The sequence below is a fragment of the Mesorhizobium sp. M1163 genome (genome assembly GCF_040318415.1).
In the GTDB taxonomy this organism is placed as follows: Bacteria; Pseudomonadota; Alphaproteobacteria; order Rhizobiales; family Rhizobiaceae; genus Mesorhizobium.
Genome location: NZ_JAMYMF010000004.1, coordinates 126371 through 144436 on the forward strand (window position 1 = coordinate 126371; position 18066 = coordinate 144436).

General features: G+C 64.6%; 16 protein-coding genes. 3 read left to right on the top strand and 13 right to left on the bottom strand.

Annotated features, from left to right (window positions below; all coding sequences use genetic code 11):
• The first annotated feature begins 80 nt into the window (after nucleotides 1–80).
• Both NKH43_RS05755 and NKH43_RS05760 read left to right on the top strand, forming a co-directional pair.
• Nucleotides 81–995, top strand: coding sequence for an endonuclease/exonuclease/phosphatase family protein (locus NKH43_RS05755; protein WP_352856960.1), 915 nt, complete (start codon nucleotides 81–83; stop codon nucleotides 993–995).
• A gap of 7 nt (nucleotides 996–1002) precedes the next feature.
• Nucleotides 1003–1848 carry an EamA family transporter gene (locus NKH43_RS05760; RefSeq protein WP_352856962.1) on the top strand — a complete coding sequence of 282 codons (846 nt, stop codon included), beginning with the start codon at nucleotides 1003–1005 and terminating at the stop codon, nucleotides 1846–1848.
• Here the strand turns inward: NKH43_RS05760 and NKH43_RS05765 are convergent, their stop codons facing one another.
• From NKH43_RS05765 to NKH43_RS05825, 13 genes are all read right to left on the bottom strand, one after another.
• Nucleotides 1849–2160 carry a Dabb family protein gene (locus NKH43_RS05765; protein ID WP_352856964.1) on the bottom strand — a complete coding sequence of 104 codons (312 nt, stop codon included), beginning with the start codon at nucleotides 2158–2160 and terminating at the stop codon, nucleotides 1849–1851.
• 10 nt (nucleotides 2161–2170) lie between these two features.
• Nucleotides 2171–3799 carry a GMC family oxidoreductase gene (locus NKH43_RS05770; protein ID WP_352856966.1) on the bottom strand — a complete coding sequence of 543 codons (1629 nt, stop codon included), beginning with the start codon at nucleotides 3797–3799 and terminating at the stop codon, nucleotides 2171–2173.
• A gap of 29 nt (nucleotides 3800–3828) precedes the next feature.
• Entirely contained in the window at nucleotides 3829–4590 is a 762-nt protein-coding gene (locus tag NKH43_RS05775; RefSeq protein ID WP_352856968.1) for a 3-ketoacyl-ACP reductase, read from the bottom strand.
• The gene (locus NKH43_RS05780; RefSeq protein ID WP_352856970.1) at nucleotides 4587–6101 is read right to left on the bottom strand and encodes a GMC oxidoreductase; all 1515 of its coding nucleotides are present in this window, start codon (nucleotides 6099–6101) and stop codon (nucleotides 4587–4589) included. The genes NKH43_RS05775 and NKH43_RS05780 overlap by 4 nt, the downstream gene beginning before the upstream one ends.
• A gap of 5 nt (nucleotides 6102–6106) precedes the next feature.
• A complete protein-coding gene (locus NKH43_RS05785; protein WP_352856972.1) occupies nucleotides 6107–7222 on the bottom strand; it encodes an ABC transporter ATP-binding protein in 1116 nt (371 codons plus the stop codon).
• A gap of 4 nt (nucleotides 7223–7226) precedes the next feature.
• On the bottom strand, nucleotides 7227–8171 hold the full coding sequence (locus NKH43_RS05790) for a carbohydrate ABC transporter permease (RefSeq protein ID WP_023675367.1): 945 nt from the start codon (nucleotides 8169–8171) through the stop codon (nucleotides 7227–7229).
• Complete coding sequence (locus NKH43_RS05795; RefSeq protein ID WP_023675368.1) at nucleotides 8168–9127, bottom strand: carbohydrate ABC transporter permease; 960 nt, start codon at nucleotides 9125–9127, stop codon at nucleotides 8168–8170. The genes NKH43_RS05790 and NKH43_RS05795 overlap by 4 nt, the downstream gene beginning before the upstream one ends.
• Before the next feature lie 143 nt (nucleotides 9128–9270).
• On the bottom strand, nucleotides 9271–10524 hold the full coding sequence (locus NKH43_RS05800; RefSeq protein WP_031194023.1) for an ABC transporter substrate-binding protein: 1254 nt from the start codon (nucleotides 10522–10524) through the stop codon (nucleotides 9271–9273).
• A 59-nt stretch (nucleotides 10525–10583) separates the two neighbouring features.
• Nucleotides 10584–12095, bottom strand: coding sequence for an aldehyde dehydrogenase family protein (locus tag NKH43_RS05805; RefSeq protein ID WP_352856974.1), 1512 nt, complete (start codon nucleotides 12093–12095; stop codon nucleotides 10584–10586).
• A gap of 15 nt (nucleotides 12096–12110) precedes the next feature.
• Nucleotides 12111–12887: an enoyl-CoA hydratase/isomerase family protein gene (locus NKH43_RS05810; RefSeq protein ID WP_352856975.1), complete on the bottom strand. Its 777-nt coding sequence runs from the start codon at nucleotides 12885–12887 to the stop codon at nucleotides 12111–12113.
• A complete protein-coding gene (locus NKH43_RS05815) occupies nucleotides 12880–14481 on the bottom strand; it encodes an acyl CoA:acetate/3-ketoacid CoA transferase (protein ID WP_352856977.1) in 1602 nt (533 codons plus the stop codon). Before NKH43_RS05815 ends, NKH43_RS05810 begins: the two co-directional genes overlap by 8 nt.
• Nucleotides 14478–15494, bottom strand: a complete 1017-nt coding sequence (locus NKH43_RS05820; protein WP_352856979.1) for a Gfo/Idh/MocA family protein — start codon at nucleotides 15492–15494, stop codon at nucleotides 14478–14480. The genes NKH43_RS05815 and NKH43_RS05820 overlap by 4 nt, the downstream gene beginning before the upstream one ends.
• On the bottom strand, nucleotides 15491–16546 hold the full coding sequence (locus tag NKH43_RS05825; protein WP_352481928.1) for a LacI family DNA-binding transcriptional regulator: 1056 nt from the start codon (nucleotides 16544–16546) through the stop codon (nucleotides 15491–15493). The genes NKH43_RS05820 and NKH43_RS05825 overlap by 4 nt, the downstream gene beginning before the upstream one ends.
• A gap of 243 nt (nucleotides 16547–16789) precedes the next feature.
• On the opposite strand from NKH43_RS05825, the gene NKH43_RS05830 reads away from it, so the two are divergent.
• Nucleotides 16790–17944 carry a dihydrodipicolinate synthase family protein gene (locus tag NKH43_RS05830; RefSeq protein WP_023719064.1) on the top strand — a complete coding sequence of 385 codons (1155 nt, stop codon included), beginning with the start codon at nucleotides 16790–16792 and terminating at the stop codon, nucleotides 17942–17944.
• Nucleotides 17945–18066: the final 122 nt, after the last annotated feature.

An 18066-nucleotide genomic window follows, 5' to 3' on the forward strand; every position in this document is an offset into this window, starting at 1 on the left:
CAAGCTCCCTCCGCCCGGCTGCACATTGCAAGGCTGTCAGCGAACGGCTACTGCCAGCAGGAAACTGAGCCGGATAAGCAATGAAGCTGGTCAGCTACAACATCCAGTACGGCTTCGGCAGCGATGGCCGCTACGATCTGGCGCGCTGCGCCAAGGTCGTTGCCGGCGCCGACATCATCGCCTTGCAGGAAGTGGAGCGGCACTGGTTGCGCAGCAACGAGGACGACCAGCCGGAACTTCTTTCGCAATTGCTGCCCGACTACCATTGGGTCTATGGCCCGGCCTTCGACATGGATGCCAGCCGACGGCGTGAAGGCCGCATCGTCAACCGGCGGCGGCAATTCGGCACCATGCTTCTGTCGAAGCTGCCGATCGCCTGGTCGCGGCTGCACACGCTGCCGCTCAGGCGCACGCTGCGTCCGCTCAACACCCGCAATGCCGCACTCGAGTGCATGATCCGCACCCCTGCCGGCCCGGTGCGGGTGCTGTCGCTGCATCTGGCGCATATCGCGGCCGAGGAGCGGCTGGAGCAGATCGACTATTTACTCGCCGAGCATCGCCGGGCGCCGTCCGAGGGCGGGCCATGGAGCGGCGCCGATGACGAGCCGGCGCGCAACTGGAGCAATGGCGAACAGGAGCCGGAAAACCCCGTGGCGGCGATCTGGATGGGCGACTTCAACATGGAGCCGGGCAGCGCCGAGTACCGGCGCATCGTCGGCAGCGCGCCCTATCATCGCGGTGCCGCCTATCTCGACGGTTTTGTCGATGCCGCCGCAATCGCCATGGAACCGACAACGGATTTCCACACTCATGTGAAGACCATCGACGGCAGAGTAGCAAAGCGCCGGCTCGATCACTGCTTCGTCGGCGGGATGTTTGCCGGGCGCGTGCGCTCGGTCAACGCCGATATCGGCCAAATCGCCTCCGACCATTTTCCGCTCTGGGTCGATATCGACATGGAAACGCCGGTAGCCACCGGGATCGGCGGCGGATGAGCCGCCGATGAGCCTGTTTGTCTTTTTCGCGGTGCTTGCCGCTGCGGCCATGCATGCGGTCTGGAACGCGCTGGTCAAGGTCCATCTCGACCGTTTCCTGTCGATTACGCTGATGACGGCCGGCATGGGTGCCGCCGCGCTGGTGACGTTGCCTTTCGTCGAGGTGCCGAAGCCGGAAGTGTGGCCATACATCCTCGCCTCGGTTGTCTTCCACATGGGCTACAGGACGTTCCTGATCGGTGCCTACAAGGCCGGCGATTTCGCCCAGACCTATCCGCTGGCGCGCGGCACCGCGCCGCTATTGGCTGCTTTGGGGGGCATTGTGGTTGTGGCCGAGATGCCGGCGCCGCTCGCTATCGTCGGCATCGTCTTGTTGTCGGCGGGCACGCTGGTGCTGTCGTTTCGCGGCGGCGCGCATCTGGAGAAGTTGAACCTGCGCGCCGTCGGCTTCGCGCTGGGCACATCGATCTTCATCGCCAGCTATACGCTGTCGGACGGCAGCGGCGCGCGGCTCGCCGCCACCGCGTCGAGTTATGCGGCCTGGCTGTTCGTCTGCGACGCGCTGTGGGCGCTGGTGCTGTGCGTCGTCTTTCGCGGCCTACGGGCGCTGCCGGTGCTGGCGCGCGACTGGAAGGCGGGAATCTATACCGGCGTGCTCAGCGGCGGCGCCTACTGGATCGTGATGTGGGCGATGACCAAGGCGCCGATCGCCTCGGTGGCGTCGCTGCGCGAAACATCGATCCTGTTCGCCATGATGATCTCGGTGTTCGCGCTCGGCGAGAAGATGACGGCATGGCGAGGTGCTGCGGTGCTTAGCATCGTCGCCGGCGTCGTTGCGCTGAGACTGGGATAGTCACGCGATCTCCAGGTCGAATACCATCAGCCCGTCCGTGCCACCTTCGAGCGCCGCGACCAGTCTTGCGCCGGCTCGCTGATGTGCTTCATGCTCCAGATGGGCGTCGCGTGCCGCGGCATCGCGAAAGTCGATGGTGAAGCCGTGCGTGAAGCCGCGGGCGAAGGGTTCTGGGCTGGTGTTGGCGCTGAACTCGACCTTGCCCATGCCGTCGGTCACCGGCCGCAACGCTTCGAGATCGCCATGGATTGCCGCGCGCTCGGCGTTGGCGACATCGTTGCGGAATCTGACGAAAACACAGTGCCTGATCATTCTTTGTCCCTCATGCCGCTCGGTTGGTGGAAAACACCGCCGGCGGCAGCGGCTCCCGGCCAAGGATCAGATCGGCGCCCTTTTCGCCTACCATGATCGTCGGCGCGTTGGTGTTGGAGGAGGGGATGCGCGGCATCACCGAGGCGTCGCAGACGCGCAGGCCCTCGATGCCGCGCAGCTTGAGATCGGGCGTTACCACGCTCATCGCATCGTGGCCCATGCGGCAGGTGCCGACCGGGTGGTGGTCGGTCTTGGAACTGCGGCAGGCGTAGTCGAACAGTTCGTCGCCGGTCTGCAGGTCGGGTCCCGGTAGTACCTCGCGCAGCACGTAGGGCTGCAGCGCCTTCTGCCGCATGATCTCGCGCGCCAGCCTCAGCCCCTTGATCGACATGTCGCGGTCACAGGGATCGGACCAATAGTTCGGATCGATCAGCGGGCGGTCGGCCGGGTCGGCACTGTTCAGCCGCACCGTGCCGCGCGAGCGCGGGCGCAGGAAGGCCGAGTTCAGTGTCACGCCCGGATTGTTCAGCTTCTCGACGCCGGCCTCGATGCCGGAGCCGAGGCCGAGATGCAGCTGGATATCGGGAGAGGCGGCGGTCGGATCGGCGTACCAGAAGCCGCCGGTCTCGAACAGGCTGGAGGCCACGGGGCCCTTCTTCAGGAGAAGATACTGCAGGCCGGCCCACGCCGTCCAGTGCAGCTTGGCGTAGTTGTCATAGGTGTGGTTGCCGGTGCATTCGGCGATGACGAACAGGTCGAGATGATCCTGCAGATTGGAGCCGACGCCGGGCAAATCGTGCACCGGCGTCACGCCGACCGCCTTCAGATGGTCGGCCGGGCCGATGCCCGACTGCATCAGAAGCTTCGGCGAGCCGATGGCGCCGGACGAGACGATCACCTCGCGTTCGGCGTGCAGGGTCGTTGGCTGGCCGCCCGGCCCGTCGACGATCTCGACGCCGACGGCGCGGCCCTTGTCGACGACGATGCGTGTCACCAGAACGCCGGTCCTGACGGTGAGATTCTTGCGCTCGCGGATCGGCCTGAGATAGGCGACCGAGGCGGAGGAGCGTTTTGCGTCCTTCTGCGTCAATTGGTAGTAGCCGACGCCCTCCTGGCTGGCGCCGTTGAAGTCGGGATTAAAGGGAATGCCCATCTCTTGTCCGGCACGGAAATAGGCCTCGCAGATCGGCAGCGGCGCGATCGGGTTCGACACGCCGAGCGGGCCCTGGTCGCCGTGAAAATCGTTGGCATAGCGCTGGTTGTTCTCGGCGCACTTGAAATAGGGCAGCACGTCGCGATAGCCCCAGCCGGCAAGGCCTTCTTCCTTCTCCCAGGCGTCGTAGTCGCGGGCGTTGCCGCGTGTGTAGATCTGGGCGTTGATCGACGAGCCACCCCCGATCACCTTGGCTTGCGTGTACCGGAAGATGCGGTCGTTCATGTGCTTTTGCGGCACCGTCGACCAGCCCCAGGCGGCGATGCCCTTGGTCATCTTGGCAAAACCGGCGGGCATGTGGATCAGCGGATGCCAGTCCTTGCCGCCGGCTTCGAGCAGCAGCACCTGATGCGACGGATCTTCGCTCAGCCGATTGGCGAGTACGCAGCCGGCCGGGCCGGCGCCGACAATTATGTAGTCGGTCATGGGATGTAGTCGATCATGGCGTCACCTGTTCATAGCCTCGGCACGGACAGCGCGCCGTCGACATTGATGACCGAGCCGGTCGAAAAGCCGAGCTTGCCCCCGGCGAGCGCCGCCACGGCGGCACCGATATCCTTGCTCTCGCCCCAGCGCATTGCCGGCACCAGGCCGCCGTCGATCAATCCGTCATATTTGGCGGTGACACCCGCGGTCATGTCGGTGCGGATGATGCCCGGCCGCACTTCGAACACGGCGATGTTTTCGGCGGCAAGCCGCAGCGCCAGGTTCTTCACCCACATCGAAAGCCCGGCCTTGGAAATGCAGTAATCGGAGCGTTCCGGCGAGGCCATGGCGGCACTGACCGAAGTGATGGTGATGATCGACCTCGCACCATCGCTCGGCAGGTCGAGCATCGCTTTGGCAACGGCCTGGCTGAGGAATACGGTGCCGCGCAGATTGATGCTGAGCACCCGGTCGAAATTTTCCGGCTTGAGTTCAAGCAGGTCGCCGCGCAGGACGGTGCCGATGCCAGCATTGTTGACCAGGCAGTCGATGCGGCCGAAGGCGCTTGTCGCGGCATCGATCAGCGCTGCATGGCCGTCGAGGTCGGCGATGTCGCCGCTGACATAGGCGAACTTCGCGCCGCGCCCGGTGATGTCGGCGGCGAGCCCGTCGGCGGCTTCGTTGGCAAGGTCGGCGACCAGAATATCGAAGCCGGCGCTGGCCAGCGCCTCGGCGCAGGCAAGGCCGATGCCGCGCGCACCGCCGGTGACGATCGCTGCCGGGCGGCTCATGTTGCGAGCTCCGTCTTGCGGATGTGGTCGGCGACGCGCAGCGCCTGTGCGGCGATCGACAGCGCCGGATTGACGGCGGCCGAATTCGGCAGGAAGCCGGCATCGACGACGAACAAATTGCTGTGGTCGAAGGAGCGGCAGAATGGGTCGAGCGGCGAGGTCGCCGGGTCATTGCCCATCTTCACCGTGCCGCACTGGTGCGAGGGCGTGCGCTTGTCGAACGGCCGCGACAGAACGATCGGATAGCCGCAGGCGCGGAAATTCTCGCGCATCACCTTAGTCAGCCCGTCGAGCGACTGCATGTTGGAGCGCCGCCACTGCATGACGATGTCCTTGCCGTCGACCATGATGCGGCTCTCGGGATCGGGCAGGTCCTCGCACATCAGATACCAGTCGACGGCGCGGCCAGCCATGAAATCGAGCGCGAATTTGGGCGCGCGCCTGACATTGGCCTTGAGGATGTTGCCGTCGATCTTGCCGAGGAGTTGGACATTGCCGAGCGGCTTGCCGCCCTTGCCGTCGGACAGATAATAGTCGTTCAGCATCAGCGTCTTCTGGTAGACGGATTTGTTCCGGCGGCGCGGATCGATCGCCAGCATGGCGCTCGAATTGTGGTTCATGAAGTTGCGGCCGACCTGGTCGGAGCGGTTGGCCAGGCCTTTGCCGCCGCCTTTGCCGTTGGGGGAAGGCGAACGCAGCAGGATGGCGGCGGAATTGACCGCGCCGGCCGACAGGATGACCAGCTTCGGCGCGACGCTCTTCAGCGTACCGTCCTGTCGATAATGGACGGCGGCGATCGTCCTGGCGTCCGGCGATGCTTCGAGATGTTCGACATGCGCGCCGGTCTCGAGCTTGATGTTCTGGTCGGCAAGGGCCGACGCCAGCGGCCCCGTTTGCGCGTCGACCTTGCCGGCGCCGGTGTTGGGAAACGCATCCCACGGCGTGCTGCCGTCTTTCAGCCAGGCTTCGATGTCGACGCCGAGCGGCAGCGATGCCGGATGCAGGCCCAGGCTCTTCAACTCGGCGCGCGCACGCGCGATAGGCGGCTCGTCGGGTACCGGGCCGAAAGGGTAGGGCGTCGAGTGGAACGGCTCGGTCGGGTCTTCGCCGAGCGCACCACGCACGCGAAAAAGCTGCTCGGCCCTGGAATACCAGGGTTCGAATTCCTCATAGGAAAACGGCCAGGCCGGCGAGATGCCGCCATAGTGCTCCATCTCCGAAAAGTCTTGCCTGCGGTAGCGGATCAGCACCGCGCCGTAGAATTTCGAATTGCCGCCGACATAGTAGTAATTGCCGGGGTTGAACGCGGCACCCCCGGCCTCGAGCCACATCTCCTTCGGCCGGTAGTGGCCATCGACGAAGATGGCGCGGGTGTCGCGTGTATGCGGCGTCGCCGGCAGCGGTTCGCCGCGCTCCAGCATCAGGATCGAGGCGCCACCGCCGGCAAGGCCGGAAGCGATCGTGGCGCCGCCTATGCCGGAGCCGATGATGACGATATCTGGATTTGTCATGGCCGTCAGACGATGCGTCTCTCGGTCGCCGGATCGAAGAACACCGCCTTGGTCAGGTTGAAGGCGAGCGGCGTGACCGTGCCGGGCTGGATGTTGGCGTCGGCGCGCAGCCGCGCCACCACCGCCTTGCCGCCGAGATTGGTGACCGCGAACGTATCCGAGCCGGCCGGCTCGATGACCTCGATGTGACAGTCGGCGCGGGCGATGTTCGAGGCGTTGCGTTCGGCCCCTTCGGGATCGGTCAGTGCTTCCGGGCGGACGCCGAAGATGATCGGTTTTCCCTGGAACGCCGACAGGCCGGCCGGCGCATTGGCCAGCGGCAGCGAGATCGGCTGGCGCGCCTCGCGCTCCATGACGACGGAGAAGCCGCTGCCGTTGCTGCCGATCGTCGCCGGGATCAGGTTCATCGCCGGCGAGCCCATGAAGTCAGCAACAAACAGGTTGACCGGATTGTTATAGATTTCGGCCGGCGTACCGAACTGCTGCACCTCGCCGTCGCGCATCACAGCGATCTTGGTGGCCAGCGTCATCGCCTCGATCTGGTCGTGGGTGACGTAGACGATGGTGGTGCCGGTGGTGGCGTGCAGGCGCTTGATCTCGATGCGCATGTCGACACGCAGTTTGGCATCGAGATTGGACAAAGGCTCGTCGAACAGGAAGAGCTTTGGATCGCGCACCAGCGCCCGGCCCATGGCGACGCGCTGGCGCTGGCCGCCGGAGAGCTGGCTTGGCTTGCGCTTCAGCAAATGGCCGATCTGCAGGACCTTCGCCACCTTGTCGATCGCCTTCTGGCGCTCGCCGGCCGGCACGCCGCGCATCTCCATGCCGAAGGCGATATTGCCGGCAACCGTCATGTTCGGATAGAGCGCGTAACTCTGGAAGACCATGGCGATGTCGCGCTTGGAGGGGTGGAGATCGTTGATCGTGCGTCCGTCGACGCGGATTTCCCCTTCGGTGATGGTTTCCAGGCCGGCAATAGTGTTGAGCAGCGTGGACTTGCCGCAACCGGAAGGCCCGACCAGCACGAGGAAGCCGCCCTTTTCCAGGTCGAGGTCGATGCCTTTCAGGATCTCGACCGCTCCGAAACGCTTCTTCAGGCCGTCAATTTCCAGAAAAGCCATGCGATTATCCTTTGACGGCGCCGGCCATCAGGCCGCGCACGAAATAGCGGCCGGCGAGCACGTAGACGAGGAGCGTCGGCAGCGCGGCGATCATCGCCGCCGCCATGTTGACGTTGTATTCGACGACGCCGGTCGAGGTGTTGACGACATTGTTCAGCGCCACCGTCATCGGCATCACGTCGCCTGAGCCGGCATAGGCGGAAGCGAAGAGGAAGTCGTTCCAGATGTTGGTGAACTGGTAGATCACCGTCACCACGATGATCGGCAGCGAGTTGGGCAGCATGATGCGCCGGAAGATCTGGAAGAAGCTGGCGCCGTCGATCTGCGCCGCCTTCACCAGCTCGTTCGGAAACGCTTCGTAATAATTGCGGAAGAACAGGGTGGTGAAGCCGATGCCGTAGACGACGTGAACGAACACCAGGTTCACGGTCGGATTGCCGAAGCCGAAGGTGAGGCCGGTCGCGTTCTGCAGCTTGACGCCGAACCGGCCGAGGCTGCCGAGGATCGTTGCCATCGGCAAGAGGACGGACTGGAACGGAATGAAGCAGGCAAACAGCATCAGCCCGAACACCAGCGTCGCCCCGCGAAAGCGCCACTTCGTCAGCACATAGCCGTTGAGCGCGCCGAGCAGGGTCGAGATGATGACGGCCGGAACCACCATCTTGATCGAGTTCCAGAAATAACCCTTCATGCCGACGCAGGTGAGACCCGAGCAAACCTCGCTCCACGCCCTTATCCAAGGTGCGAAGGTCGGCTCCTGCGGCAGCGCCAGCATGTTGCCGTTCTGGATTTCGTCCATGGTCTTGAACGAGGTCACAAGCATGACGAACAGCGGCATCAGATAGAACAGCGCGAACAGCGCCAGCAGCCCGTAGATGACAATACGGTTGACCGTCCTGGCGCTGATACCGCCAGTGCTCTGGCGAGCAGGAGTGGCCACGGCGCTCATCGCGGCTTCTCCCGAAGCTCGGAATAGAGATAGGGAACGATGATCGCGGTGATGGTCATCAGCATGATCACGGCGCTGGCCGAGCCGACGGCCATCTCGTTGCGCTTGAAGGTGTACTCATACATGAAGTTGGACGGCAGCCAGGCCGAACCGCCCGGCCCGCCGCTGGTCAGCGCGACCACCAGATCGTAGGATTTGATGGCGAGATGCGCGAGGACGATCAAGGCGGACAGGAAGATCGGCCGCAGCAGCGGGATGACGATGCGACGGTAGAGCTGGAAGGTGGTGGCGCCGTCGATCTGCGCCGCCTTCAGGATCTCGCCGTCGATGCCGCGCAGGCCGGCCAGGAACATCGCCATGATGAAGCCCGACGCCTGCCAGACGCCGGCGATGACCACCGTGTAGATGACGAAATCCTTGTTCTTGATCCAGTCGAAATGGAAGCTCGTCCAGCCCCATTGGTGCAGCGTCTGCTCGAGGCCGAGGCCGGGGTCCAGAAACCATTTCCAGGCAACGCCGGTGACGATGAACGACAGTGCCATCGGGTAGAGGTAGATCGGCCGCAGCACACCTTCGCCGCGGATCTTCTGGTCGAGCAGGATCGCCAGGAACAGGCCGAGCGCCAGGCAGATGGAAATATAGAGGAAGCCGAAAATCCCCATATTGGTGATCGACGTGTACCAGGAGGACGGCGGATCGCTTTCGAAAGTCCAGCGCCATAGCCGCTGATAGGCGCGTGGCCCGGTGATCGCATAGGACGGGAAGGTCTTGGAATTGGTGAAGGACAGATAGATCGTCCACAGGATGAAGCCGTAGACGAAGACGATAGTGGCGGCGAAGCTCGGCGCCAGCACGAGCTTCGGCAGCGCGTCCTGAAGGCGCGAGCGCACCGTGGCGCCCGGACGGGCATCGTGCTCCGGCGTCAGCGTGATACTGGTTTCAGCAACTGTGCTCATCTGTCCATCCGTATGGCGGGTCCGGAATTCTGCTGTCTCGGGCTCTGCGGCACGAAAGCGTGCCGGTCGGCGCAACCGCAAAACCTCGCCGCAGGGGATCTCCCCGGCTTGCGCCGGGGAGATCATTCACATGGGCGGGTGCCTTACTTGGCGTCTTCGATCGCGCTGACCAGTTGGGTCACGGCCTCGTCCGAGGTCTTGATCTGGCCGTGCACGAATTTCGAGACGACATCCTTGTAGGCGTTGGCAACCGCGGGAGGCGCGCCATAGCCCTGCGCCAGCGAACCGAACAGCGTGCCGCCTTCATTGGCGGCCTTCAGGTCGGCCATGCCCTTCTTGCCGCAAGCGTCAAAATCGGTGTCCGGCACGTCGGTGCGGGCCGGAACAGAGCCCTTGACGACGTTGAAGGCCGACTGGAAGCTCTTCGACAGCGTGGCGGTGGCCAGGGCGATCTGGGCGGCCTTGCGGTCCTCCGGAACGTTGAACATGCCGAACATGTCGGAGTTGTAGACGACGCTGCCGTCGGTGCCCGGGAAGCGGTAGCACAGGAAGTCGGTGCCCGGGACCTTCTTGGCGGCGTTGAATTCGCCCTTGGCCCAGTCACCCATCACCTGCACCAGCGCATCGCCCTTGATGACCATGGCGGTGGCGAGGTTCCAGTCCCGGCCCGAGAAGTTCGGGTCGACATAGGTGACGAGCTTGGCGAGATTGTCGAACGACTTCTTCATCGTGTCGGACTTCAGCGACTCCTCGTCGAGGTCGTTGAAGGCCTTCTTGTAGAACTCAGGCCCGCCGGTCGACAGCACGACTGAGTCGAACATTGTCGCTTCCTGCCAGTTCTGGCCGCCCAGCGCGAGCGGGATGACGCCCGCCGCCTTGGCTTTGTCCAGCAACGCAATGAAGTCGTCGAAGGTCTTGGGCTCGGTGCCGCCGATCTTGTCCATCACCGCCTTGTTGATCCATAGCCAGTTGACCGAGTGGACGTTGACCGGAGCCGCGACCCACTTGCCGTCATAGACGGAGAATTTCTGCAGGGCCGCGGGAACGGACTTGTCCCAGCCTTCCTTTATCGCCGTCTCGGTCAAGTCGCCCATGACGCCGGCTGCGGCGTAATCGAGCACGGTATAGCCAAGCATCTGCGAGGCGGTCGGGTAGTTGCCCGCTGCCACCATCGCCTTCAGCGCGGTCATGGCGGCGTCGCCGCCGCCGCCGGCCACCGGCACGTCCTTCCAGGCAAAGCCTTCCTTGGCCAGATCCTGCTTGAGTACGTTCAGAGCGGCAGCTTCGCCGCCCGACGTCCACCAATGCAGCATCTGGACTTCCTTGACGTCCTCGGCATGGGCCGCGAACGCAACGCCCGATGCGAGAGCCGTCCCGATAAGCAGTTTGCGCAACATGTACTTCCTCCCTTGTTGAACTTACACGACCGGCGGATGCCCACCGGGTTCTTCCCAACTCAGCCGACCCACCATCCGGTGCGCTGGCCGCGATGAAACTGGATTGTCTTTTCCTCGGTATAATCCTCGACGGCGCGCTTGCCGAGTTCGCGTCCGAGACCGGACTGCTTGTAGCCGCCGAAAGGCAGTTCGGGGTAACCCTCCATGAACGTGTTCACCCAAACGGTTCCCGAACGCACATTCCGCGCCACCGACATGCAGGTATCGATGCTGGCGCTCCACACGCCCGCCGATAGACCATAGGGCGTGTTGTTGGCGATGTGCAACGCCCTTTCAATCGATTCAAAAGTCAGCACCGAGAGCACCGGACCGAACACTTCCTCGCGTGCAATGGCCATGTCTTCGGTGACGTCGCGAACGATGGTCGGATCAAGATACTGGCCGGCGCTCGAAGCAAGCTGATTGCCGCCGCTACAGATCCGGCCGCCGCCGTTTTCCGCTGCCGTCACGTAGCCGGTGACCTTGGCCATATGGTCGGCGGAGATCATCGCGCCGACCTTGGTGCGGTGGTCGAGCGGGTCGCCGACAACCACCTTGGCGGTGAGGGCTTTGACGGCGCCGAGGAACTCGTCGGCGATCGCCTCATGGACGATCAGCCGGCTGCCGGCATTGCAGCATTCGCCGGCATTGAAGAAGCCGCCGAACACCGTCGCGTCGGCGGCGGCCTCGAGGTCGGCATCGGAAAAGACGATCTGGCCGTTCTTGCCGCCGAGCTCCATCGCGACTTTCTTCAGCGAGTTGGCGGCAGACGCCATGGTCATCTTGCCGACGCGGGTGGAGCCGGTGAACGACACCATCTCGACCAGCGGATGGCTGACCATCGGTGCGCCGACATCGGCGCCCAACCCGGCAAGGATGTTGACGACGCCGTCCGGCAAGCCGGCCTGCATCAGGATCTCGCCGAGCACAAAGGTCGAGGCCGAGGTCATCTCGCTCGGCTTGACCATCGCCGTGCAGCCGGCGGCGAGCGCGAAGGGTAGTTTCTGGCTGACGATAAGGAACGGGAAATTCCACGGCGTGATGATGGAGACGACGCCGATCGGTTCGCGCAACACGACGCCGAGCATGGCATCGCCGAGATTGGCGTAGCTTTCGCCGTGAAGCGTCCGCGCAAGTGCCGCGGCATAGCGCCAGATGTCGACGGCGCCGCCGATCTCGCCGCGCGCCTGCGCAATCGGCTTGCCGGATTCCAGCGCGTCGAGCCGGGCAATCTCGTCCAGCCGCGCCTCGATCAGGTCAGCAGCCTTGAGCAGGATCGTGGCGCGTTCGGCGGCCTTCATGCGCGGCCACGGGCCGGTCTCGAAGGCCTTGTGCGCGGCCTGAACTGCCGCCTCTACGTCCGCCGCGCCGGCCTGTGCATAGCGCGAGACGGTGAAGCCGTGGCCGGGGCTGCTGCGCTCCAGCGTGCGGCCGTCCTGGGCGTCGATGAACTTGCCGCCGATCAGCAGCCGGTAGCTTTTCGGCGCTGCGGCTGCCTCGGCGGGCATGGCGATGTTGAGGGGTGCGTTCATGTGATTTCCAGGTTCCTAAGATCTTGAGAACCCCGGCTTCTGCTTGGCCTTGAAAGCCTCGACGCCGGCTCTGAGATCGCTTGTCAGCGCGATGAAGCCGCTGGCCAGCGCTTCGGTCGCGGCAGCACTCTCTTCGCCCTCGGCGATTGTAATCATCAGCTTGGCGGCTTCGGTCGAGAGCGGGCCGCGCTCGGCGATCTTGCCGGCCCAGGCCTTGGCTTCGGCGAACGCCTTACCGGTCTCGACCACCCGGTCGACAATCCCCAGAGCAAGAGCCTCGGTAGCCAGAAACACTTCGCCGCCGAGCGCCATCCGCCGCACTGCCTGCGCACCGAAGCGGCGCACGGCGCGCTGGGTGCCGGACCAGCCGGGAACGACGCCGATCGAGGTTTCGGGGAACCCCAACTTCACCTGCGTTTCCGCCACGCGAAAGTCGCAAGCCGCCGCCAGTTCCAGCCCGCCGCCCAGCGCATGGCCGGCAAGAACGGCGATCGTGGGCTGCCGCAGCCGCGCCAGCCGGTCGAAGACGCGGTGGCCGTAGCGCACCCATTGCACCTGGAAATCGGCAGCGCTCATTTCTGCCCAAGCCTCGACGTCGCCGCCGGCGCAAAAGCCCTTGCCTTCGCCGCAGACCAGCACGACGCGGACGCCGGTTGCTGTCTCGGCCTCGTCGAGTGCCGCTTCCAGCGCCCGCAGCATCGGAATATCGAGCGCGTTGAATTTCTCCGGCCGGCGCAGCGTGACAATGCCGATGGGGCCGTCGGTTTCAAAGGTTACCAGACGCTCAGCCATGTGCGCCCCCAAGCGAGGCGCCGCTATTAAGCAACAGGCCGATCGGTCGGTCGTGGTAGAGCGCGTCCGGCGTCACTTTGAGGTCGTTGGCGACAGCAAGCGGGATCTCGGCCTGCGCCAGCACATCGCGTTCAAGGTCGATGCCCGGCGCCAGCTCGGTGACCATCAGCCCTGCCGGCGTCAGCTTCATCACGCAGCGCTCGGTGATGTAGGTGATGTCCTGCCCTTGGGCGACGGCACGCTTGCCCGAGAAGGAGATGTGCTCGACCTCGCCGACGACTTTCTTGACCTTGCCCTCCTGGTCGATGCGGATGCCGCCACCGGCAAGCGACAGCTTGGCGCCGGCGTTGAAGAAACCGGAAAAGACGATCTTCTTCGCCCGCGCGGTGATGTCGACGAAGCCGCCGGCGCCGGCGGTGACGTGGGGCCGCGCCGAAAGCTTCGAGACGTTGACAGAGCCGTGGCGGTCGATCTGCAGGAAGGACAGCAGCGAGGCGTCGAAGCCGCCAGCCTGAAAATAGATGAACTGGTGCGGCGAGGGCATGAAAGCGTCGGCGTTCGACGAGCAGCCGAACTTGAAGTCGAGCAGCGGCACGCCGCCAACCGCGCCCTGTTCGATGACCCAGGTGACCTTGCCGTGCTGGCCTTCCTCGACCAGGATGCGCGGCACATTGGCCGAGATGCCGAAGCCGATATTGACGGCCATGCCGTCGGCAAGCTCCATGGCGACGCGGCGGGCAATGACCTTCTGGACGTTCATTTCAGCGTTGCGAAAGCTCGACAGTGGCCGGAAGATCTCGCCGGAGATGGCCGGATCGTAGGGCGTCAGCGTCGTCTGCAACTGGTCGGGCGCCACCACGATATGATCGACCAGCACGCCGGGCACACGCACATCGTGCGGCTTCAGCGTGCCGTTCTCGACAACGCGCTTGACCTGCGCGATGACGATGCCGCCATTGTTGCGAGCGGCCAGCGCCTGTTCGAGGCCGCCGAGATAGGCGCCTTCATGCTCATAGGTGAGGTTGCCGCGCTCGTCGGCGGTGGTGGCGCGGATGATCGCGACCTGCGGCACGATCGAGCGGAAATAGAGCCACTCCTCGCCATCGAACTGCTGCACGGAAACGATCGGCTCGCTGGCGGCGGCATTCATGGCGCAGCCTTGGTGGCGCGGGTCGGCGAAGGTGTCGAGCCCGACCTTGGTCAGCACCCCGGGGCGCTTGGCGGCGGCCTCGCGATGCATGTCGAACAGGATGCCGGACGGCACGTTATAGGCGGCGACCGAATTGTCGCCGATCATCTTCCAGATCTGCGGCGGTTCGGACGAGGACGGCCCGGATGGATAGGAGCCGCACAAAGTGCGCTTCAACAAGCCGGGCTTGGCGAGATGATCAATGCCCTTGATGCCGTACATGTCGCCGGCGGCGATCGGGTGCAGCGTCGTGATATCCTTGGGATGCCCATCCGCGTCGAAGCGCTCGCCGATGGCGGCCAGCACCGCGTCCGGACAGCCGAGGCCGCTCGACGATGACACGGAAACGACCATACCATCCTTGATCAGGCCGGCAGCCTCAGTCGCGGAGACGAGCTTGCTCACCCAGCACTCCCGAGCTTCGGGTCGATGGCAACGGCCTTGCCGGACCTGGCCGACTGCAATGCCGCTTCGGCCGCGGTCAGCGACCAGACGCCGTCCTCGCCGGTGGCGGAAGGCTGGCCCTCGCCGCGGATCGCCGCGTGGAATTGGCGCAGCGAACGGGCATAGAGGTCTTCGCGATCGAAGCTCAATTCCTCCTCGCCCTGTGCCGTTCGCAGCAACACAGAGCCGACTGGCTTCTGCGTCATCACGTCCCTGCCGATCAGCGAGCCTTCGGTGCCATGCACCTCGAAGCCGGTCCCGGCGAACTTGGTGGTGAAGCCCTCATGCGACTGGGCGATGACGCCCGATGCGAAGCGCCAGAGGCACATGGCGCCGTCTTCCAGCCCGCCGGCGGCCATGCCGGCCGATTGTGTGAAGGCCGAGATCCCGACTGGATCGTCGCCGAGCACGAAGCGCAGCGTGTCGGCATCATGGACGGTGATGTCGAGCACCACGCCGCCGCCGGCGTCCGGCCTGGTGATGCGCCAGCCCTGCAGGTTTTCCGGCAGATAGACAGAGTGGAAGACGCGCGCGGCGATCGGCCTGCCGATGCGGCCGGCAGCGATCGCTGCGCGCATCGCCCGATGCGAGCCGGCATTGCGCAAATGGTGATTGGTGCCGAGCACGACGCCGGCAGCCCTGGCGGCGGCGACCATCTTGCGGGCGTCGGCGCTGGTCAGCGCCAGTGGTTTTTCGCAAAGCACATGCTTTCCCGCCTCGATAGCGGCGAATGCCTGTTCGAGATGCAATTCGTTGGTCGTCGAGATGTAAACGGCGTCGATGTCGGAGCTGAGCAATTCATCAAGCGCCGAGACCGCCGCCGGAATGCGGTTTTCGCTGGCATAGGTGGCGGCGCGCCCCGGGCTGGAGCTCATCACTGCGGCGATGTCGCCGTCCGGCTGCGCGCGGATGGCGCCGATCATGAACTGTCTTGCGATCGTGCTGGCGCCGATCAGCCCCCAACTGACGGTCATGCCGCGTCTCCCATTCCTGCGCAGCTATGTCCCTTGCGATCGGGGCCGCAGCTTTCCCTGACCACGAGGTTGACGGCGCCGATATGATCCTCGGCGCGCGTGGTGCGCGATTGGATCATCTTCAGCACGACATGGGCGGCGCGCTCGCCGAGACCGGCGGTGTTCACCGCGACGCTGGTCAGCGCCGGCATGTAGTGTTCGGCCTCGGCCACGTCGTCGAAACCGACGACGGCAAAATCCGCGCCGGGTTCCAGGCCGCGCTTGCGCAGGGCCAGCAAGACGCCGAAGGCGACCGCATCGTTGAAGCAAAGCGCCGCGGTCGGCGGCGCGGCCATGGCGAGCGCGGTTTCCAGGCAGGCAATGCCGCCCTTGCGGCTGGTTTCGCCCTCGAAGACCAGCCTGTCGGCCGGTGCGATGCCGAGCGCTTCACAGGCCTCGCGAAAGCCGCCCAGCCGCTCGTGATAGACGACAAGATCGGGCGAGCCGCCGAAGAAGGCCAGCCGGCGATGCCCCTTGCCGATCAGATGGGCGGTGGCAAGATAGGCGCCGCGATGGTTGTCGGGCGCGATCACCGGAATGCGGCTTTCAGGAAGCCGGCGCATGACGAAGACGACCGGAACGCCCGCGGTCTCAAGCCGGCGGAAGGCGCCAGGCGCGGTGCCGCGCGCCGGCGACACGACGAGCCCGGCGACCCCTTGCTCCATCAGCGATTTCAGCACCTCTTCCTGGCGCACCGGGCTCTCCGCCGTGTTGGCGATGAAAGGCACGATGCCAGCCGACTGGAAGACGCGCTCCATGCCGACCGCCATCTCGGCGAAAAACGGATTGGTAAGATCGTTGATGACCATGCCGATGACGTTGGAATGGGCCTTGCGCAGATTGGCGGCGCCGCGGTTGTAGACATAGCCGACATCCTCGATCGCCTTGCGCACCTTGAGCGCAGTTTCAGGCCGGATCAGCCCGCTGCCTTGCAGCACCAGCGAAACCGTCGATTTGGACACGCCCGCCTCACGGGCTATGTCGAGTATCGTTGCCTTGGCCCGGCTGGCCATCCAGATCTATCCTCCCGATGGTTTCTTATGCGATTTATTGGAACGATCTAATCCCTCCTATGGATTTGAGTCAATCGCGTTTTTGCGAATCCGTGAAAATGCGGCTCATGGCGCCCAATTGCGAAGGAGTGTATGGCTTTCTGCTGTTGCGCTGCCGCAATTCGACCGGCGCACGGCGGAGCGGCAAAGCATCTTGATTTACTGGAACGTTCCATTTAATAGGCGCTGGGAAGGGAGAGAGCCATGGACATCACCTTGCCAGGGGAAGGCGGCGGCCGCATCCGCTACCGGCTTGTCGGCCAGCCGGTGCAGCCTGCGGCCGGCGCGCGGTTCTCGCGCATCGCCTATGCCGCCGCCCATGTGGTCGCCGATCCTGTGGCGATGACCGATCCGTGGTCCCGGCCGGCAGTCGACTGGGACAAGACGATGGCGTTTCGCCGTCACCTTTGGCGGCTCGGCTTCCGCGTCGCCGAAGCGATGGACACCTCGCAGCGCGGCATGGGTTTCGACTGGGCAAATGCCAGGGAATTAATCCGCCGCTCGATCGCCGAGGCGCGCAGCGTCGACGGCGCCGATCTCGCGTCGGGCGCCGGCACCGACCATCTGGCGCCGGGCGCCGCGAGCACGCTCGCCGATGTCATCGCGGCCTATGAAGAGCAGCTCGGCTTCATCGAAGGACTTGGCGGCAAGGCGATCATGATGGCCAGCCGTGCACTGGCGGCGGTCGCCAAAGGGCCCGACGATTATGTCAGTGTCTACGACCGCATCCTGTCCCAGTCCTCCGGCAAGGTCATCCTGCACTGGCTGGGCGATATGTTCGACCCGGCGCTGAAAGGCTACTGGGGCAGCAGCGATTTCGAAACTGCGCTCGAGACGGTGATCGCGATCATCGAACGCCATGCCGGCAAGGTCGAAGGCATAAAGATATCGCTGCTCGATGCCGGCAAGGAGATCGCGCTCAGGGACCGGCTGCCCGAGGGCGTGGTGATGTTCACTGGCGACGACTTCAACTACCCCGAGCTGATCGCCGGCGACGGCGACAGGCATTCGCACGCGCTGCTCGGCATTTTCGATGCCATCGCGCCCGTCGCCAATGCGGCGCTGGCAAAGCTGGCCGACGGCGACCGCGCCGGCTATGACGCGCTGATGGTCCCGACAGTGCCGCTGTCGCGCAAGATCTTCGAGGCGCCGACCGAATATTACAAGGCCGGCATCGTTTTCATGGCATGGCTTAACGGCCATCAGGAGCACTTTTCGATGATCGGCGGCATGCAATCGGCGCGCGGCATCCGTCACTATGCCGATGTCTTTCGCCTTGCCGATCAGGCGGGGTTGCTGGCCGAGCCGGAACTCGCCATCGCCAGAATGACAAGCCTCTGCGCAGTAGCGGGTGTCTGATCGCGAGTGCTACAGCGTCCGATCCAAAGGTTGCTTCGGGTGGCTTTGCGATTTGCCTTGTCTGGGCAAATCTGTATGCGGTATGCGTCCGGCAACAGAGAAGCCGATCCGGCGCTCCGCCG